Origin of the sequence: Chryseobacterium artocarpi, from assembly GCF_001684975.1 — a bacterium.
Classification (GTDB): domain Bacteria; phylum Bacteroidota; class Bacteroidia; order Flavobacteriales; family Weeksellaceae; genus Chryseobacterium; species Chryseobacterium artocarpi.
In genome coordinates this window covers 28,799-44,146 of record NZ_MAYH01000051.1, presented here as the reverse complement: position 1 = coordinate 44,146, position 15,348 = coordinate 28,799, and the positions used below count along the sequence as shown (strand labels likewise).

Below are 15,348 nucleotides of genomic sequence, written 5' to 3'. Positions count from 1 at the left end.
AATTAAACTTTAAAAGCATTACATCATTATGTCAAATATTGGACTTATCATCGAAGAAAAGGCCGCAGATATAGGAAATTTTCTGGTAGGAAGACTTCTTCCCTTTCGTGAAAAAAGAGCTGTTGGTCCTTTTGTTTTTATTGATCATATGGGACCTTCGGAATTAAAGGATTATCAAAACCTTGATGTTCCCCCACATCCACATGTAGGATTATCCACACTGACTTATCTGCTTGAAGGATCTATTTTCCACAGAGACAGCATTGGAAATGCCATAGAAATAAAACCGGGTGCTGTAAACTGGATGACTGCCGGTAAAGGAGTGGTACACTCTGAAAGAACACCAGAATATTTAAGACACAGCGATAAAAGACTTCACGGATTTCAGATCTGGGTAGGTCTTCCCAAGCATCTTGAGCAATCCGAGCCCACTTTTCATCATATTGAAGCTGATGATATTCCTGTTTGGGAAGAAGACGGAGTTCAGTATAAGCTCATTGCAGGAGAAGCATTTGGCAAAAAATCTCTTGTCCCGGTACACAGTAAATTATTCTTTATTGAAATTAAAACTAAAGAACCGAAGAAAATAAGTATTGGTAAAGACCTTTATGGTGAAGCTGCAATGTATGTTTTGGAAGGAACAGTAACTACGGATGGCAACTCTTATGGTTCAAAACAGTTGATGATTGCCAAGGACACAAAACTTTGTGAATTTGACATGAGTGAAAACGGTACGATTTATCTTTTTGGAGGAGAACCTTTTGATGAAGAACGATTTATATTCTGGAATTTTGTGAATTCCGATAGGGAAATCATTGATCAGGCAAAGGTAAACTGGCATGACCAGAACCATGATGCGTTTCCTTTGGTTCCTGGTGATGATCAGGAATATGTTCCATTGCCCAAAGCGGTTTTAAACAAAAAATAGTTTTACTTATAGAAAAATCATGAAAATATTAGCATTTGCAGGAAGTTCTTCATCTACTTCCATTAACAGAGAACTTGTAAAATTTGTTTTAAAAGATTTTAAAGAAGAAAAAATCAACCTTATAGACCTCAACGATTTTACTATGCCTGTTTTCTCTGTAGACCTAGAGAAGAAAGGATTTCCTGACGAAGCTCACAAATTTTTAAAGGTTATTGAAGAATGTGATGTCATTATCTGCTCGCTTGCAGAGCACAACAGATCTTATAGTGCAGCTTTTAAAAACGTTTTTGATTGGGCATCAAGAATCAATGTAAAAGTATTTCAAAACAAGCCCATGCTTCTTATGAGTACTTCTCCCGGCGGTTATGGTGGTGGCAATGTCATGAATACGGCAAAAACATTCTTTCCTCAATTTGGAGCTGATATCAAGGAAACTTTTTCATTGTCTAAATTTTATGAAAATTTTGACCTTGAAAGTGGATTGATCAACCCTGAAATGCTAAACGACTTAAAAACAAAAATTGAAAACTTTAAAAAACTAGTTAAAACAGAAGATTAAAGAAAAGTATAGTCTTCAATGTTTCTTTGTATTTTATATTAAGGAACTGCTATTTCTTTTTTTTATCCTTATATTGCCATAGGTTTTTATTATCTCGTGGCTCTTAGTATGACTCGTTTTCTAAAGAATCATAATCATTAAAAGACAATTGATATGGAAATACACGAATACCAGAATGGTGATATTACTGTTATCTGGCAACCCAAAAAATGCATTCACTCGGCTGTATGCGTAAAACTATTACCCAAAGTCTATAATCCCAAAAACAGACCTTGGATAAAAGCAGAAAATGCAACACCTGAAGAACTTAAAAATCAAATAGATCAATGCCCTTCAGGAGCATTAAGTTATAAATTCAATAAAGAAATATAATGGCGATAACGGTAAAAGCAACTTTAGGAAAAACGAAATATTATACTGAGGTAACAGCAGGAGAAAATAAGATCATTACCGATGAGCCTATAGATAAAGGCGGACAAAACAAAGGGTTTAATCCTATGGAAATTCTTGCGACCTCTTTAGCAAGCTGTACAGCAGCGACATTAAGAATGTACATTGAAAGAAAGGAATGGGATGTGGAAAACATCAATGTGGAAGTGGAACTTGAAAATTATCCATTGACCAAAAGAGCAATTTTCAAAAGAGATATTACTTTTGAGGGAGTTTTGGATGCTGAACAAATGAAAAGACTCCATACGATTGCAGATGCCTGCCCTATTCATAAAATATTAACAAACGACATAGAAATACTAACTAAATTCTCATAAAATATGATCGAAGTAAAACAAAACAACGACGAAAAACACGGAAGTTTTGAAGCTTTCATAGATGGAAGACGCGCAGGAATGATGACTTACACCTGGGCAGGAGAAGAAAGATTTATTATAGACCACACGGAGGTGGAAGAAGCCTACAACGGAAAAGGTGTAGGTAAAGAAATGCTTTTGGCTGCTGTAGATTTTGCAAGGAAAAACGGAAAGAAAATTATTCCTCTTTGTCCGTTTGCTAAAGCCAGCTTCCAGAAGAGTGAGGAATTGCAGGATGTTTTGGTAAATTAATTACTGCTTCCACCCTTACAATACAAGCCTTTCAGAGTAAATCTGGAAGGTTTTTTCATGTGTTTTTTTATTTTTAACGCTCTGGTCCGTAAAGATTTTTTTGAGTAAAATGCCGTAACGAGGTCACTATTCGTTTCCCCCAGTAAAGTTTAAATTATATTCAATTTTTAATAACTTTTCTAAAGTAATTGTATAAAAAACCTCTCTGAACGAAATTCACGATTCACGATGGTTCTTTTTTATATATTTGCTAAAATTTAAAATTTAAGCATGAATCCAGGAACTATCCTTTTGCTATTCGTTTTTATCTACTTTATCGGTCTTTTGGTGATCTCTTATTTCACCAGCCGAAATTCTGATAACCAGTCATTCTTTATTGGTAATAAAAAAAGTAAATGGTGGCTTGTGGCATTCGGGATGATCGGAACCAGTTTAAGTGGAGTGACTTTCATTTCAGTTCCGGGAACAGTAGGAAAAATGACCGGCTCTGAATATATTTATGGAGGTTTCGAATATTACATGATGGTGATTGGATTTTTCATCGGATATTTTATTGTCGCAGCCATACTGCTTCCCTTGTATTATAAGATGAATCTGACTTCCATTTATACTTATTTGGGAAAAAGATTCAATGTGGAAGCGCATAAAATCGGTTCTATATTTTTTATTATTTCGAGAGCGATTGGAGCTACAGCGAGACTCTATTTAGTAGTGAATGTTTTACAGATATTCCTGTTGGAAGGACTGGGAGTTCCGTTTTGGGTTACTTCGCTTGTCCTTTTAGTGATGGTACTTCTGTATACTTTTGAAGGGGGTGTGAAAACCATTGTAATCACAGATACTTTACAGACATCTTTTATGATCATAAGTTTGGTAGCTTGTATCGTTTATATTTTATCAAATCTGAACCTGTCTTTCGGAGAAGCTTATACTATTTTAGAGCAGAAAAATTATACTCACTTTATCAATTTTGATCCGAATTCCAAAACCTTCTTCCTTAAAACCATCTTGGGCGGAATCTTCATTACAATCGCCATGACCGGATTGGATCAGGAAATGATGCAGAAAAATATTTCCGTGGATAATCTTAAGAATTCAAAGAAAAACATGTTGACGTTTGCTGGGACTCTTCTTTTGGTCAATCTTGCTTTCCTGTTTTTAGGAGGGTTACTTTATCTTTTCGCGATACAACATGGTGCAGGATATGGAACTACAGGAACCGATCCTGTGACTAATATCTTTGGTTTCAAAGATGCAGCAGGAAATATTAAGAACATCATGGGAGATGATCTTTTCCCTGCTTTATCACTTCAGGGGTATTTTCCAATGGCGATTTCCGTTATTTTCATCATCGGATTGATTTCTGCGTTATTCCCTTCTGCTGATGGTGCTTTAACAGCCGTTACAAGTTCTTATTGTGTAGATTTATTAAACCTTAATGAAGATAAAACCAAAACGGAAAAAGAGAAGAAAAGCCTTCGTATGAAAGTGCATTTAACGTTCACTGTGGTTTTCTTCGTCCTGATCATGGTTTTCAAGGCGTTGAATGATAAATCAATTGTTTATCTGATCATGGAAGTTGCAGGATACACTTACGGACCGTTATTAGGGCTTTTTGCTTTTGGAATTTTCACCAAGTTCCAGATTTCAAAGAAGTATTCTATTCTTACAGTAACAATCCTGGCTCCGATATTCACATATCTTATCAACTATGCAGTGACAACTTATACAGACTACAGAATTGGTGTGGAGCTGATTGTCTTAAATGGGTTATTGACCTTTATTGGGCTATGGCTGGTAAAAAACAAACAACATTTGAGAGTTGTATAATTAAGCATAACCATAAAATTATCAGTTATGAAATTATTCATTTTTATAGCCTTTAATCTGTTTTCCGGCATATTTATAAATGCACAAAGCGCAGTTGATTTTGCCAATCTTACAAGGTATAAGGATGAAAATACAAACATTTTAAGTTCAAAGAAAAAAGTGGATATTGTCTTTATGGGTAATTCTATTACAGAAGGATGGGTAAAGAGTCATCCGGAGTTTTTCTCTGAAAACAATTATACTGGAAGAGGAATCAGCGGGCAAACAACATCACAGATGTTGCTACGTTTTCAGAATGATGTTGTCGCTTTACAGCCCAAGCTGGTCATCATTAATGCAGGGATCAATGATATTGCTCAGAATACAGGTATTTATGACCCTGATTTCACTTTTAATAATATCAAAGCTATGGCTGATATTGCTCAAAAAAACGGTATTAAAGTAATTATTACTTCTGTATTGCCCGCAGCAGCATTTCCATGGCGTAAAGAAATAACAGACGCTCCTCAAAAAGTAGATGCACTGAATAAAAGATTAAAGCAATATGCAGACAACAATAAGCTCATATTTGTAGATTATAATACTGCGATGAGGGATTCAAAAGGCGGAATGCGTGAAGGACTTTCAAAAGATGGTATTCATCCTATTCCTGCAGGATATGCAATCATGGAACCAATGATTAAAAATGCGATTAATAAAACACTGAGGAAAAAATAAAATTTCAAAAAAAATATATTTTACTAACTATGAAAAAAATTATTTCACTTTTCATTTTCGTACTGACATTTGTATCTATTAGTGCTCAGGAGAATTTTGAAATATCCACTTTAAGAATTGGTCCTTACAAGATCTTTATGGAAAAAAGTGAGGCAGAAAAAATTGCAGGTATAAAACTGAAAACTTCTGATAGCGAAAGTAAGAATGTTGTGAAATACAATGGAGAGATCATTAATATTGAAATCTTCCAGGGTTATGGTGGAGCAGCAAAACCTGATGCCGTTACCATTGCAGGAATGACAACTACTAGTAAAAAATTCAGAACAAAAAGCGGAATGGGTGTTGGAAGTACCAGAGATGAGCTTATCAATGCTTACAGGAATTATCCTATATTCAGTGTTCGCCCGGAAGTTGATGATAATGGCAAACGTATTAAAGATGCAGGATACTTTAATATTGAGGATTATGATGCAGGAACACAACTTACCTTTAAATTTGTTAATAATATTGTGACTGAAATTACAGTTTACATCAACGAAGGCTGCTAAAAGAGGGAAAATATTCAAATAATTCAAAATCCGGGTTTTTATATCCGGATTTTTGCATTTCCATAAGCCGGTAAAAAATTGTAAATTCGCGTGCAAATAAATCAGATATAATGAGTAAAAGTATTGAAGAGTTAAAATCTCTTACTACGCAGATCAGAAGAGACATTTTAAGAATGGTTCACGCTGTAAATTCAGGACACCCGGGTGGTAGCTTAGGTTGTACAGAGTATTTCACAGCACTTTACGGAAAGGTAATGAACTATAATCTTCCTTTCACTATGGAGGGCAAAAATGAAGATCATTTTTATCTATCAAACGGGCACATTTCACCGGTGTACTACTCTACTTTAGCTAGATTCAACTTCTTCCCGGTAGAGGAACTGAAAACTTTCAGAAAACTTGATTCAAGATTACAGGGACACCCTACTACTCACGAAGGGCTTCCTGGGATCAGAATTGCTTCAGGTTCTCTTGGGCAAGGTCTTTCTGTAGCACTTGGTGTGGCTCAAGGTAAAAAATTGGATGGAGATCAGTCTCTTGTTTACTCTCTTCACGGAGATGGTGAGCTTCAGGAAGGTCAAGTCTGGGAAGCATTGATGTATGCTGCTGCTAAAAAAGTAGACAATATTATTTCTACAATCGATTACAACGGACGTCAGATCGATGGAGATACTGATGATGTATTAAGCCTAGGAAATCTTCATGCTAAGCTTGAAGCTTTCGGATGGATTGTTTTAGAAGAGAAAAACGGTAACGATCTTGAAGCTGTAATTGCAATCCTTGAGAAAGCTAAAACAGAAACAGGAAAAGGTAAGCCGGTAGCCATTATTCTTCACACAGAAATGGGTGCGGGAGTAGACTTTATGATGGGAAGTCATGCTTGGCATGGTAAAGCTCCTAATGATGAGCAATTGGAAACAGCATTCAAACAATTGTATTTAGAAGCTCCTGCTGACTACTAATATCTTTAAAAAATCAGTCATCAAATTTTCATGAAAAAATTCATTTTAATCTGCTTTCTTACCAGTTTTATTCTTGGTATTGCTCAGGAAAAGAAAGTTTCTTTTACAAAGGAACTTACCTATCAGATGATGGGAAATCAACTGTCCAATTCTCAGGTGAAAATGTATGTTAGCAATAATAATGAATTTTTCACCAATGTTACCTTCAAGGATATTCCGATGTACTTCTTTACGGATGCATTGGCTACAAGCCCTGTAAGTCTGGAAATGAACAACCGTCTTACCGGTGAAGGTATGGGAAAGCATTTTTGGAGTTCTATACAAAGTTCCTACTCAGAAAACCCTGATAAGGAATATGTTTTTGAAACGAAAAAGCTGAATACCAAAGAAACCATTTTAGGTATTCCATGCAACCATTATCTGGTCAATTTCAAACCCAAAAAGGATCCGCAATATACCCGTAAGGATGATTTCTTAAAGGTATGTATTGATGAAACTTCTCCTTATAACAGTTTTACTGTTTTCAACGGATTAGTGAAGCAATACCTTACAATACCTAGGCTTGAAAAATCCGGGTTAAAAGGACTTATTCTGAAAGTAGCACCTGAAAAGGATTATGATCGTGAATATCTGGTCATGAAATCTATAGCAGATTCTAAAGATTTTATTTCTGTAGATCATAAGAAAATCATTACAGATCAGCAGAGAAGACGGGATTCTATAATGCTTGCTTATCAAAAAGAGCTGGATGAATATAATACTGCCAGTGCAGACTCGGCAATTGTGGCAGCTGATTCCGCAGCAGTAGAATTTGAAGAGTATTCATTCGTCATTGATTATGTCTCTGACTATAAGAAAAAGCTTTCTTCAGAAGAGGGTTTAGCAATTCATAATATCCATAATGATAAGCTTTGGAAAGGATTACCTCAACACTGTGCTAATTTTGAGAAAAATATTCCTCAATTCAAGAATAAAGAATTAAAGGAACACTTGAGAAATTATACAGGACAAACATGCGACATGTATCTTTCACAGTTTGAACCACATTCTGTAGGTATTAAAGCAACATTGGATGAAATAAGACGGGAAGTTTTATACTTCAACGAAATTCAGGAGAAGCTTGATCCGACTGATAAAAAGAAATTAAACAACTATTTAAACAATCTCGATTAATAAAAATAAAAATGAAATATACATATACAGAAAAAAAGGACACTCGTTCAGGATTCGGAGCCGGATTAGCGGAACTTGCTGACAAAAATCCTAATGTAGTAGCACTTTGTGCAGACCTTATCGGTTCTTTGAAAATGGAGAAATTCATTGAAAAAGCTCCTGAAAGATTCTTCCAGGTAGGTATTGCAGAAGCAAACATGATGGGACTTGCTGCAGGTCTTAGCATCACCGGAAAAATTCCTTTCACAGGAACTTTTGCTAATTTCTCTACTTCAAGAGTATATGACCAAATCCGTCAGTCTATCGCTTACTCTGGTAAGAATGTAAAAATCTGTGCATCTCACGCAGGTCTTACTTTAGGAGAAGATGGAGCTACTCACCAGGTATTGGAAGATATCGGGATGATGAAAATGCTTCCTGGAATGACCGTAATCAACCCTTGTGACTACAACCAGACAAAAGCGGCAACAATCGCTATTGCTGAGCACGAAGGTCCTGTATATTTAAGATTCGGTAGACCAACTGTTCCTGTATTCATCCCTGAAGATATGCCTTTCGAAATCGGAAAAGGAATCATGCTTCAGGAAGGTACTGATGTAACGATTGTTGCAACAGGACACCTTGTATGGGAATCTCTTGTAGCAGCTGATGAGCTTGAGAAAGAAGGTATTTCTTGTGAGGTAATCAACATCCACACGATTAAGCCTCTTGATGAAGAGATCATCTTAAAATCTGTAGAAAAAACAGGTAAGATTGTAACGGCTGAGGAGCACAACTACCTTGGTGGTTTAGGTGAATCTGTTGCGGGAATGCTTGCAAGAAGAAGACCTACAAGACAGGAATTTGTAGCTGTAAATGATACTTTCGGAGAATCTGCAACACCTGCTGAATTGATGAAAAAGTATAAAATTGATGCAGCAGCAGTGAAAGAAGCTGTAAAAAGAATTTTAGCTAACTAATTAGCTTTCTTTAATAATATAATCAGGGGCTGTTTCTTCGAAACAGCCCCTGGTCTTTTTGAATGATTCAATGTTGGAGATTTGTGTAATGCTTTAACCACCCCGTCAAAAATTCTTTGAATTTTTGCCATCCCTCCAACGGAGGGGAATGGTTATACTTATAATTGTCATGGTTGTAGCTTCTACCCTACTTATCGTTTTTACTTTTATCATTCCCGTTCGTTAAAAGAAATCCCTACAGCGATCAGAATTGGGCATAATATTTCTTTTATATATTCATCTTCCCTCTCAATGGATTTCTTAGATCCTGAAAAGTAATTGCTGATCCTGTAATTTTTTACAAACTGATTTCTTTTTTTCCCGATGGAATAATAATATCCACCTCTTTCTTCATTGATAAAATAAGCCATTTCATCAAAGGTCATGATCTTCCTGGACAACATCCATTTTTTATAAATACACCGTTCGGATTTATCAAAGATAAACTTCACAGGAACCCTGAAAAATAGATCAAAGAGTAAATATCCCATACAGACTATCCAAATAGCAAAAACTACTCTAAAGGCATCCCCGGACATTTGATCCATAAAGTAATACATGATCGCAGGAATCGCAATGATAAACAATACCAGCCACCATATTAAAGTATTTAAAGAACTATAATTGGGCATAAAGCTTATTTCGCTTCCGTTCTCTTCAAACTTATAACGGTCTGTGATATTCATTGTTCTGCTCATTCAGTTTCATAATATCTTCGGTTTCATTTACCATTTCCTGTATTCCTCTTTGTGTAAGAGCCTGCCCAATAGTAAGCTGCTTCTCTTTTCCATCTACCTCAAAGTAAATAGACAACGCAACATTAGTGGTAATAAAGCCCATATATTTTGTAGCCAACACATGAAAATTGGTAAAATCCTTTATCTCGTATGTTCTTTCCGGAACAAAGATGGTATGCTTTCCTGTAATGGTTTTCCGATCCATATCAATGATGAATTTCTTTGTAAAGAAGTTGATTGCAATCAGTATAACAACAGCAATCATAATAAGGCTTACAGTTCTTGCATTATTAAAGATCAGCGCCGCTATAACTAAGAAAATAAGACATAAAACAGAGATAAATACCGGTTGATTTTTAAAAATATATTGGTTTCCTTCCTGCTTGTAAAATTTATATGAGTTCATAAAGATTTGGGTTTATATATTTGATTTAGGTTTATAAAAATTTAATATTGAGTTTTTTAAAATCTTCCATAACTGAATCTTTTTACATGATCTGTTGATTTTTCGTCCAATGAATTTTTCCAATGTTAAAAATCACATTAAGAGTATTATCACTCTTGTAAGATGTATCTGAGACAATTATTTTATCCTGCTTCATACGATATATTTAAGTGTGTTTTTTTATTTTACATCCTTTTAATTGCCCCAGGTTTCCATCCAATCCAGATATTCACTTTTATATTCATTATCATTAAGCCTGATAATAATATTCTTCAGATCCTGCTTCTCAAATTCATAATCCGAAACGGTGAAAATCAGGAAAATATCCTTTCCTATAATATTTTTGAAAAAGTTCTCATTTTTAAGTTTTTCAAGCACTTCAATGCAGGTTGCATAAAGTTGAGTCTGAAATCCCTGAAACCATTCATCATCTTCATCATTTTTCTCAAGCTCTGTTCTCAGACCGGTGCAGATGTCATTAAATTCTTTATCTGCACCTTCCATTTCATACGTCCATTCTGCAGGCTCATATTTATAATACATTGTGTCATCTTCATCTACCTCTTTAAGCATTTCCTGTGTATTAGAAGAAGGACATACCGTCATTGCTCCTTCATCACTGTATAAAGCAAAGCTGTAAATTCCTTCAGCACCGTGTTTTTCATACATTTCTAAAAAAGCTTTTCTTGCCGCTGCTTCTATCTGCTGTTTCAACGTTTCAAAATCCATACTTCTTTTTCTTTTTTAAAATGGGCGGTAAAATTACCTTTATCCCTTTATTATATTCTCCAAAAGTGTAGCCGGTTTCATGAATATAGCTACCTGTTTTTATTATACATGATCATACCGGGGATCAGAATGGCGGCTCCCGCGAGTATAGGAGGCAGCTCTCCATATTTGAACAACCATGATGTTTCTTTGGATGGTCCTATTTTAATAACTACCACCAAACAGAACCCGATAATGATCAGGAGAATTCCTAGTATTTTTTTCATAATGTCAAATTTTAATTATAGATAAATCAATCAACAAAATAATTGTAACGGTCGAGAATATATCCGGCTTCTCTCTCCAGATCATCAAGGTCACGGTTAACTTCCTGATTATTTTCATTCAGACTTCGCTGTACAATTCTCATTTTTCCAAGGAAGTCATTTACAGAATTATTAAAAGCCGTATAGCTGCTTTCCTTTTGTTTTTCGGATGAAGGAATACTTTCGTCCATATTTCTTTTATACAGTTTTTCCATTTGTACATATTGCTGGGCGAATTTCTGTTTGTAAGCATCAAGGTCTTTCACATCATAAGAATCATCAATGATTTTCTGAGCAAATTCCATTGTTTCTCTGGATTGAAGGATCTGTTTTTTCAATGGATGATCTTTAAGAGCTTCTGTTTCTGCCTTTTCTGCTCTTGGTGCCAGCTTTGCAAATAGTTCATCAGCCGCTTTTCTGTTTTCCTGAATAAGTTTACTTGCCTTTTCGCTGATTTCCGTTACTTTTTTACCTTTATCATCCTTCCAGTCTTCTGCATCTTTATAAGCTTCCAGTTCTTTTTTCAAGGTCTGTAATTGTGAAGCGGTCTCTTTCATTTTATCTACAGAAGTCTGGTATTCTTTTCCCAGGACATCCGGAGCTTTGATCTCTTGATTTGCCCACATCATAACAACTGGAGTAAATATCGGAGGGATCCCGGAAAACTGTGGATTTGCAGCAACATTCTTTACATAAGCATCCATTTGTTCCAATGAGTTCTGAAAGTTCTTAATGAAATCTGAGTGGGCATCATCCATCTTTACCACCTTATTATTAAAAGCGATAATATCTCTGGTTTCATCTCCTGAATTAACACTGAAAGGATTTGCCTGCTTGGTATTCTTCTGTGATAATTTATCTTTAATCTTCTCAAGTTTGTCACAAGAGATTACGGACAAACTCAGAATAAGCATTCCTGCAATAATCAATAGTCTTTTCATAATATAATATTTAATGTTTGGTGTTTTTACTATGTTTTTTAAGGTCTTCAAGTTCATTGATAATTTCCTGCATCTTCTTTTTACTGAAAGACTGGGATATTACGGGACGTTTAAAATGTGAAACATTCTTAAAATCTGCATAAAGAAAACACCCTAAAGGAATGATAGCAATACGTATTGTCTGTAGTTCAAATCCTTCAAAATCATTAAGGTCATATGTAAATTTCCTGCGATTTAATCCTCTATTAGCAACAGTAAGGTTTTTAGATATAAAATTAAAGGAAACTCTGGGAGGCATAAAAGCAACAATCGTCAACAGAAGAGAAAATACAAACATTATAATTCCTGTTTTCAGATAGCTTGTGCTGATGATCACAATAATTGAAATCAATACCCAAATCATCATAATACAATGCTGTAAAGACACATACTGTTTCACTATGTAATCTGTACCTTCTCTTTCTAAGTGCTTAACACCTTCCATAGCTGCCCCCTATATTTATTTTTATCCGATAAATGAAAACTTACCTTCAAACATTTTCCCGATCAAAGGCAAAGGTTTCTCCACATCATTCGCTACATTTATAATTCCAATAATGGATAATATTAATGGAAGAACACCGAAAAAGGTAAATACTTCCATATGGGTAACGGCGAGTACAATTCTAATAGCAATTGATAAAAGAGCTGTAAAAATCACTAAACCTAAAGATTGCTTAAGGTGATATTTCAAAAATCCGCTAGGTTTGTCTTTTCCCAACACATAGGAAATTATCCACCCAAACACTGTAATATATGATACGATAGATAATGTTTTGTTGTCCATGATAAATAGTTTTTTAATTAATATTTTTGATTTTTTTCCTGATACAAAATTGCTACAGAAAAACAAAACTTCTATTTTTTATATTACTACAAAACAACCTCAACTCTAAAAACAAGTGACTACAAAACGACTACAATACAAAATAACAGCTTAAAATACAGCACTTTACAAATTATTTTCAAATTTGTTTTTTTGAACAGACAATTGATAAGTGTCTACAATTTTTGTACTTTCACTTCATGAAACTGAAGTACTCTTTTTTATACTTAATAATTTTTATCAGCATTCTTTGTCCAGCTCAGAATTCCTTTATTGATAACCTTAAAAATCAGTTGAACAAAGACAATACTTCGGTAGCAGAAAAGTTTAAAATTTATAATGACCTTACAGAATACTACAGAGTAAGTGATCAGTATCCTACTGCAGAAAAATATATCCAACAGCAATTAAAGCTTGCAAAAAATGAACATAACAATACGGAAGAAGTAAAAGCATTAGTACAGGACGGAATTATTAAACTGAACAAAACGGAATATAATAAAGTACCTCCGATCATAGATGCAGCCAATGCTATAGCACAAAAAAGCAAAGATAAAACAGCCATTCTTTATGCTGATTATTTGAACATCTACTATAATAATACGCTCGGTGAATCTGAAAACACCATTAAGCTTATCCAAAAAATATTGCCTCAAGTAGAAAAGCTTCCTACAGAAATTCTGTTGAATGCAAAACTTAATTACCTGCTTTATGGAATTCATTCAGAGCGGGATGATGCTGAAAATGCTACAAAATATGCTCAAAAGGCATTAGAGCTTGCCCAAAAATCAGGAAATAAAAACATGCTTAGCTCGGCTTACTCTGCGCTGGCTGTTTGCTATTCATTCCGATATGAAAAAACGAAGAACCTTAAAGATCTTGATGCTGTCATAGAAATGTGTAAAAAAGCAGTTGCGCTCTATCAACAGTTTCCCGGTCATGTTTCTCCGCACGCTCAGTCATTGGCTTTGCTTAATCTCAATAACTATTATTTAAGCTACCCAACCATCACACCGGAGATTCGTAAAGAAATTCATAATAATACCAACGAAATTCTTACTCTTACTCAACATACTACTTATAATCAAAATATTCAGGCAGGAGCTCTGGGTATTCTAAGCAATCTTGCTACCCGTGATCAGAATGAAACCCAGGCTGAACAATATCTTTTAAAAGCCGAACAACTTCTGCTTACTCAAACTCCGGTCTATTATCATGTCATGATCAATGTTGTGAGTGACCTAGCTCAATTGTATGAAAGACAAAAAAACTATCAAAAAGCGTATGAATATCAGGCAAAAGTAACTGAATATAACAGTATTCTTTACAATGAAGGACAGGCAGAAACGGTAAAAAGGCTTGAAGCACAATTTCAATCACAGAAAAGAGACGCTGAACTGAAAGTCTTAACTGAAAAAACATCCAGTTTAAAGAAAGAAAAGCTTCTCTATATCGGGTTGGGAATTATAGGATTGATCGGAGCATTTTTCATGTTTCGCTCTTATCATTACAAATTACGATATTCTATAGAAAGAGAGAAAAAACTGAATACAGAAAAACATGATGCAGAAATGCAGGTAAAACTACAGGAAGAGGAACAGGCAAGGTTAAAAGCAGAGCAGGAATTGCTTACGTTACAACAGCAAAAACTTCAAAGTGAGGTCTTAGCCAGCCAACTTCATATTCAGCATAAAAATGAGGTTCTTCAGCAGCTTCAGACAAAGCTTTCTGATACAGACATCAATATTCATCAGGTTGTAAAAGAGGAGAACCGTGTGGATAATGATTTTGAAAAAATTAAATTCACTATTCAGGAGCTACATCCTGATTTCTTTAAGAAAATCAATGATAAAGCCCGACAGAAACTTACTGCATTGGACCTGAAATACTGTGCTTACCTTTACCTTGGAATGGATACTAAGCAGATTGCCAACCTCCTGAACGTAGAACCCAAAAGTGTAAGAATGACCAAGTACCGATTGAAAAAAAAATTTGGGCTGGACGAACATACAGCTTTAGATACTTTCTTTCAGAGTGCATTTTCTGAGTAATTCTTTTATTTTCAAGATATTTAAATTACAAATCTATTTTTTTAATCACTTAAGCAATTTTAAGAGATCTATTTTTTCAACTCATTTTTGAAATTTCATGCAAATTCTCATGCAAATTGGGAGAAGTACCTTTTTTGTACAAAAGAATGCAATTTTAACTTTTATTGTATTCATTTGATATTTTACTTCTATTCTACAAAACATCGATTTATACTATTGAAAATTCGGATTACATGATTAAATAATTCTTCATTTTTCACGATTAGTTTTCTGTACAAATTCTATAATCAACTACTGAAAACAATAAAAAAATCTACATATAATTCACAATATTTATCACTTATAAGTGACGTATTATTTTTTAGTTTTGAAAACATCAACGTTGATGAGCTAATTCTATACTTTTAAATTGTATGTGTACAGTACAGGATAAACGTTAAGAATTTTCACCCAATACCAGGGTCTATATGGTAAGCGAATTTTAAAAATTAAAAAACTATCA

19 protein-coding genes are annotated in these 15,348 nt (G+C 34.6%); 12 read left to right on the top strand and 7 right to left on the bottom strand.

Features of this window, described 5'->3' with window-relative positions; translation table 11 throughout:
* Positions 1–28: 28 nt before the first annotated feature.
* From BBI01_RS21840 to BBI01_RS21790, 11 genes are all read left to right on the top strand, one after another.
* Positions 29–928: a pirin family protein gene (locus BBI01_RS21840; protein WP_065396754.1), complete on the top strand. Its 900-nt coding sequence runs from the start codon at positions 29–31 to the stop codon at positions 926–928.
* A gap of 19 nt (positions 929–947) precedes the next feature.
* Positions 948–1,487: an NADPH-dependent FMN reductase gene (locus tag BBI01_RS21835; protein ID WP_065396753.1), complete on the top strand. Its 540-nt coding sequence runs from the start codon at positions 948–950 to the stop codon at positions 1,485–1,487.
* A 153-nt stretch (positions 1,488–1,640) separates the two neighbouring features.
* The gene (locus BBI01_RS21830; protein ID WP_065396752.1) at positions 1,641–1,859 is read left to right on the top strand and encodes a (4Fe-4S)-binding protein; all 219 of its coding nucleotides are present in this window, start codon (positions 1,641–1,643) and stop codon (positions 1,857–1,859) included.
* Complete coding sequence (locus BBI01_RS21825; protein WP_065396751.1) at positions 1,859–2,254, top strand: OsmC family protein; 396 nt, start codon at positions 1,859–1,861, stop codon at positions 2,252–2,254. The genes BBI01_RS21830 and BBI01_RS21825 overlap by 1 nt, the downstream gene beginning before the upstream one ends.
* 3 nt (positions 2,255–2,257) lie before the next feature.
* The gene (locus BBI01_RS21820; RefSeq protein WP_002984420.1) at positions 2,258–2,545 is read left to right on the top strand and encodes a GNAT family N-acetyltransferase; all 288 of its coding nucleotides are present in this window, start codon (positions 2,258–2,260) and stop codon (positions 2,543–2,545) included.
* A gap of 270 nt (positions 2,546–2,815) precedes the next feature.
* Positions 2,816–4,375 (top strand): sodium:solute symporter, encoded by a 1,560-nt coding sequence (locus tag BBI01_RS21815; RefSeq protein ID WP_065396750.1) that lies wholly within the window; start codon positions 2,816–2,818, stop codon positions 4,373–4,375.
* A gap of 27 nt (positions 4,376–4,402) precedes the next feature.
* Positions 4,403–5,092, top strand: coding sequence for an SGNH/GDSL hydrolase family protein (locus tag BBI01_RS21810; protein WP_065396749.1), 690 nt, complete (start codon positions 4,403–4,405; stop codon positions 5,090–5,092).
* Positions 5,093–5,121: 29 nt separating this feature from the next.
* The gene (locus tag BBI01_RS21805; RefSeq protein WP_065396748.1) at positions 5,122–5,640 is read left to right on the top strand and encodes a hypothetical protein; all 519 of its coding nucleotides are present in this window, start codon (positions 5,122–5,124) and stop codon (positions 5,638–5,640) included.
* Between the two features lie 107 nt (positions 5,641–5,747).
* A complete protein-coding gene (locus tag BBI01_RS21800; protein WP_262487303.1) occupies positions 5,748–6,602 on the top strand; it encodes a transketolase in 855 nt (284 codons plus the stop codon).
* Positions 6,603–6,632: 30 nt separating this feature from the next.
* Positions 6,633–7,775 (top strand): hypothetical protein, encoded by a 1,143-nt coding sequence (locus BBI01_RS21795; RefSeq protein ID WP_065396746.1) that lies wholly within the window; start codon positions 6,633–6,635, stop codon positions 7,773–7,775.
* Positions 7,776–7,786: 11 nt separating this feature from the next.
* Entirely contained in the window at positions 7,787–8,734 is a 948-nt protein-coding gene (locus BBI01_RS21790) for a transketolase family protein (protein ID WP_065396745.1), read from the top strand.
* A gap of 209 nt (positions 8,735–8,943) precedes the next feature.
* On the opposite strand, the gene BBI01_RS21785 is transcribed toward BBI01_RS21790, so the two are convergent.
* The 7 genes from BBI01_RS21785 to BBI01_RS21760 all read right to left on the bottom strand — a co-directional run bounded on the left by BBI01_RS21785 (position 8,944) and on the right by BBI01_RS21760 (position 12,756).
* A complete protein-coding gene (locus BBI01_RS21785; protein WP_228394053.1) occupies positions 8,944–9,471 on the bottom strand; it encodes a hypothetical protein in 528 nt (175 codons plus the stop codon).
* Entirely contained in the window at positions 9,437–9,916 is a 480-nt protein-coding gene (locus tag BBI01_RS21780; RefSeq protein WP_065396744.1) for a hypothetical protein, read from the bottom strand. The genes BBI01_RS21785 and BBI01_RS21780 overlap by 35 nt, the downstream gene beginning before the upstream one ends.
* A gap of 234 nt (positions 9,917–10,150) precedes the next feature.
* Positions 10,151–10,684, bottom strand: coding sequence for a DUF4303 domain-containing protein (locus BBI01_RS21775; protein WP_065396743.1), 534 nt, complete (start codon positions 10,682–10,684; stop codon positions 10,151–10,153).
* 89 nt (positions 10,685–10,773) lie between these two features.
* Complete coding sequence (locus BBI01_RS22975; RefSeq protein WP_165602287.1) at positions 10,774–10,950, bottom strand: hypothetical protein; 177 nt, start codon at positions 10,948–10,950, stop codon at positions 10,774–10,776.
* 26 nt (positions 10,951–10,976) lie between these two features.
* Entirely contained in the window at positions 10,977–11,930 is a 954-nt protein-coding gene (locus BBI01_RS21770; RefSeq protein WP_065396835.1) for a YiiG family protein, read from the bottom strand.
* A gap of 10 nt (positions 11,931–11,940) precedes the next feature.
* The gene (locus BBI01_RS21765) at positions 11,941–12,414 is read right to left on the bottom strand and encodes a hypothetical protein (protein WP_065396742.1); all 474 of its coding nucleotides are present in this window, start codon (positions 12,412–12,414) and stop codon (positions 11,941–11,943) included.
* Between the two features lie 21 nt (positions 12,415–12,435).
* Positions 12,436–12,756, bottom strand: a complete 321-nt coding sequence (locus BBI01_RS21760) for a magnetosome magnetite crystal formation protein family (RefSeq protein WP_065396834.1) — start codon at positions 12,754–12,756, stop codon at positions 12,436–12,438.
* 239 nt (positions 12,757–12,995) lie between these two features.
* Between BBI01_RS21760 and BBI01_RS21755 the strand changes: the two genes are divergently transcribed.
* On the top strand, positions 12,996–14,846 hold the full coding sequence (locus tag BBI01_RS21755; protein ID WP_065396741.1) for a helix-turn-helix transcriptional regulator: 1,851 nt from the start codon (positions 12,996–12,998) through the stop codon (positions 14,844–14,846).
* Positions 14,847–15,348: the final 502 nt, after the last annotated feature.

Bases quoted from the DNA above. Each gene is read 5' to 3' on its own strand.
- BBI01_RS21755 (WP_065396741.1), top strand. From the start codon at position 12,996: ATGAAACTGAAGTACTCTTTTTTATACTTAATAATTTTTATCAGCATT.
- BBI01_RS22975 (WP_165602287.1), bottom strand. From the start codon at position 10,950: ATGAAAAAAATACTAGGAATTCTCCTGATCATTATCGGGTTCTGTTTG.
- BBI01_RS21785 (WP_228394053.1), bottom strand. From the start codon at position 9,471: ATGAGCAGAACAATGAATATCACAGACCGTTATAAGTTTGAAGAGAAC.
- BBI01_RS21805 (WP_065396748.1), top strand. From the start codon at position 5,122: ATGAAAAAAATTATTTCACTTTTCATTTTCGTACTGACATTTGTATCT.
- BBI01_RS21810 (WP_065396749.1), top strand. From the start codon at position 4,403: ATGAAATTATTCATTTTTATAGCCTTTAATCTGTTTTCCGGCATATTT.
- BBI01_RS21830 (WP_065396752.1), top strand. From the start codon at position 1,641: ATGGAAATACACGAATACCAGAATGGTGATATTACTGTTATCTGGCAA.
- BBI01_RS21770 (WP_065396835.1), bottom strand. From the start codon at position 11,930: ATGAAAAGACTATTGATTATTGCAGGAATGCTTATTCTGAGTTTGTCC.
- BBI01_RS21780 (WP_065396744.1), bottom strand. From the start codon at position 9,916: ATGAACTCATATAAATTTTACAAGCAGGAAGGAAACCAATATATTTTT.
- BBI01_RS21760 (WP_065396834.1), bottom strand. From the start codon at position 12,756: ATGGACAACAAAACATTATCTATCGTATCATATATTACAGTGTTTGGG.
- BBI01_RS21765 (WP_065396742.1), bottom strand. From the start codon at position 12,414: ATGGAAGGTGTTAAGCACTTAGAAAGAGAAGGTACAGATTACATAGTG.
- BBI01_RS21790 (WP_065396745.1), top strand. From the start codon at position 7,787: ATGAAATATACATATACAGAAAAAAAGGACACTCGTTCAGGATTCGGA.
- BBI01_RS21825 (WP_065396751.1), top strand. From the start codon at position 1,859: ATGGCGATAACGGTAAAAGCAACTTTAGGAAAAACGAAATATTATACT.
- BBI01_RS21775 (WP_065396743.1), bottom strand. From the start codon at position 10,684: ATGGATTTTGAAACGTTGAAACAGCAGATAGAAGCAGCGGCAAGAAAA.
- BBI01_RS21835 (WP_065396753.1), top strand. From the start codon at position 948: ATGAAAATATTAGCATTTGCAGGAAGTTCTTCATCTACTTCCATTAAC.
- BBI01_RS21815 (WP_065396750.1), top strand. From the start codon at position 2,816: ATGAATCCAGGAACTATCCTTTTGCTATTCGTTTTTATCTACTTTATC.
- BBI01_RS21820 (WP_002984420.1), top strand. From the start codon at position 2,258: ATGATCGAAGTAAAACAAAACAACGACGAAAAACACGGAAGTTTTGAA.
- BBI01_RS21795 (WP_065396746.1), top strand. From the start codon at position 6,633: ATGAAAAAATTCATTTTAATCTGCTTTCTTACCAGTTTTATTCTTGGT.
- BBI01_RS21840 (WP_065396754.1), top strand. From the start codon at position 29: ATGTCAAATATTGGACTTATCATCGAAGAAAAGGCCGCAGATATAGGA.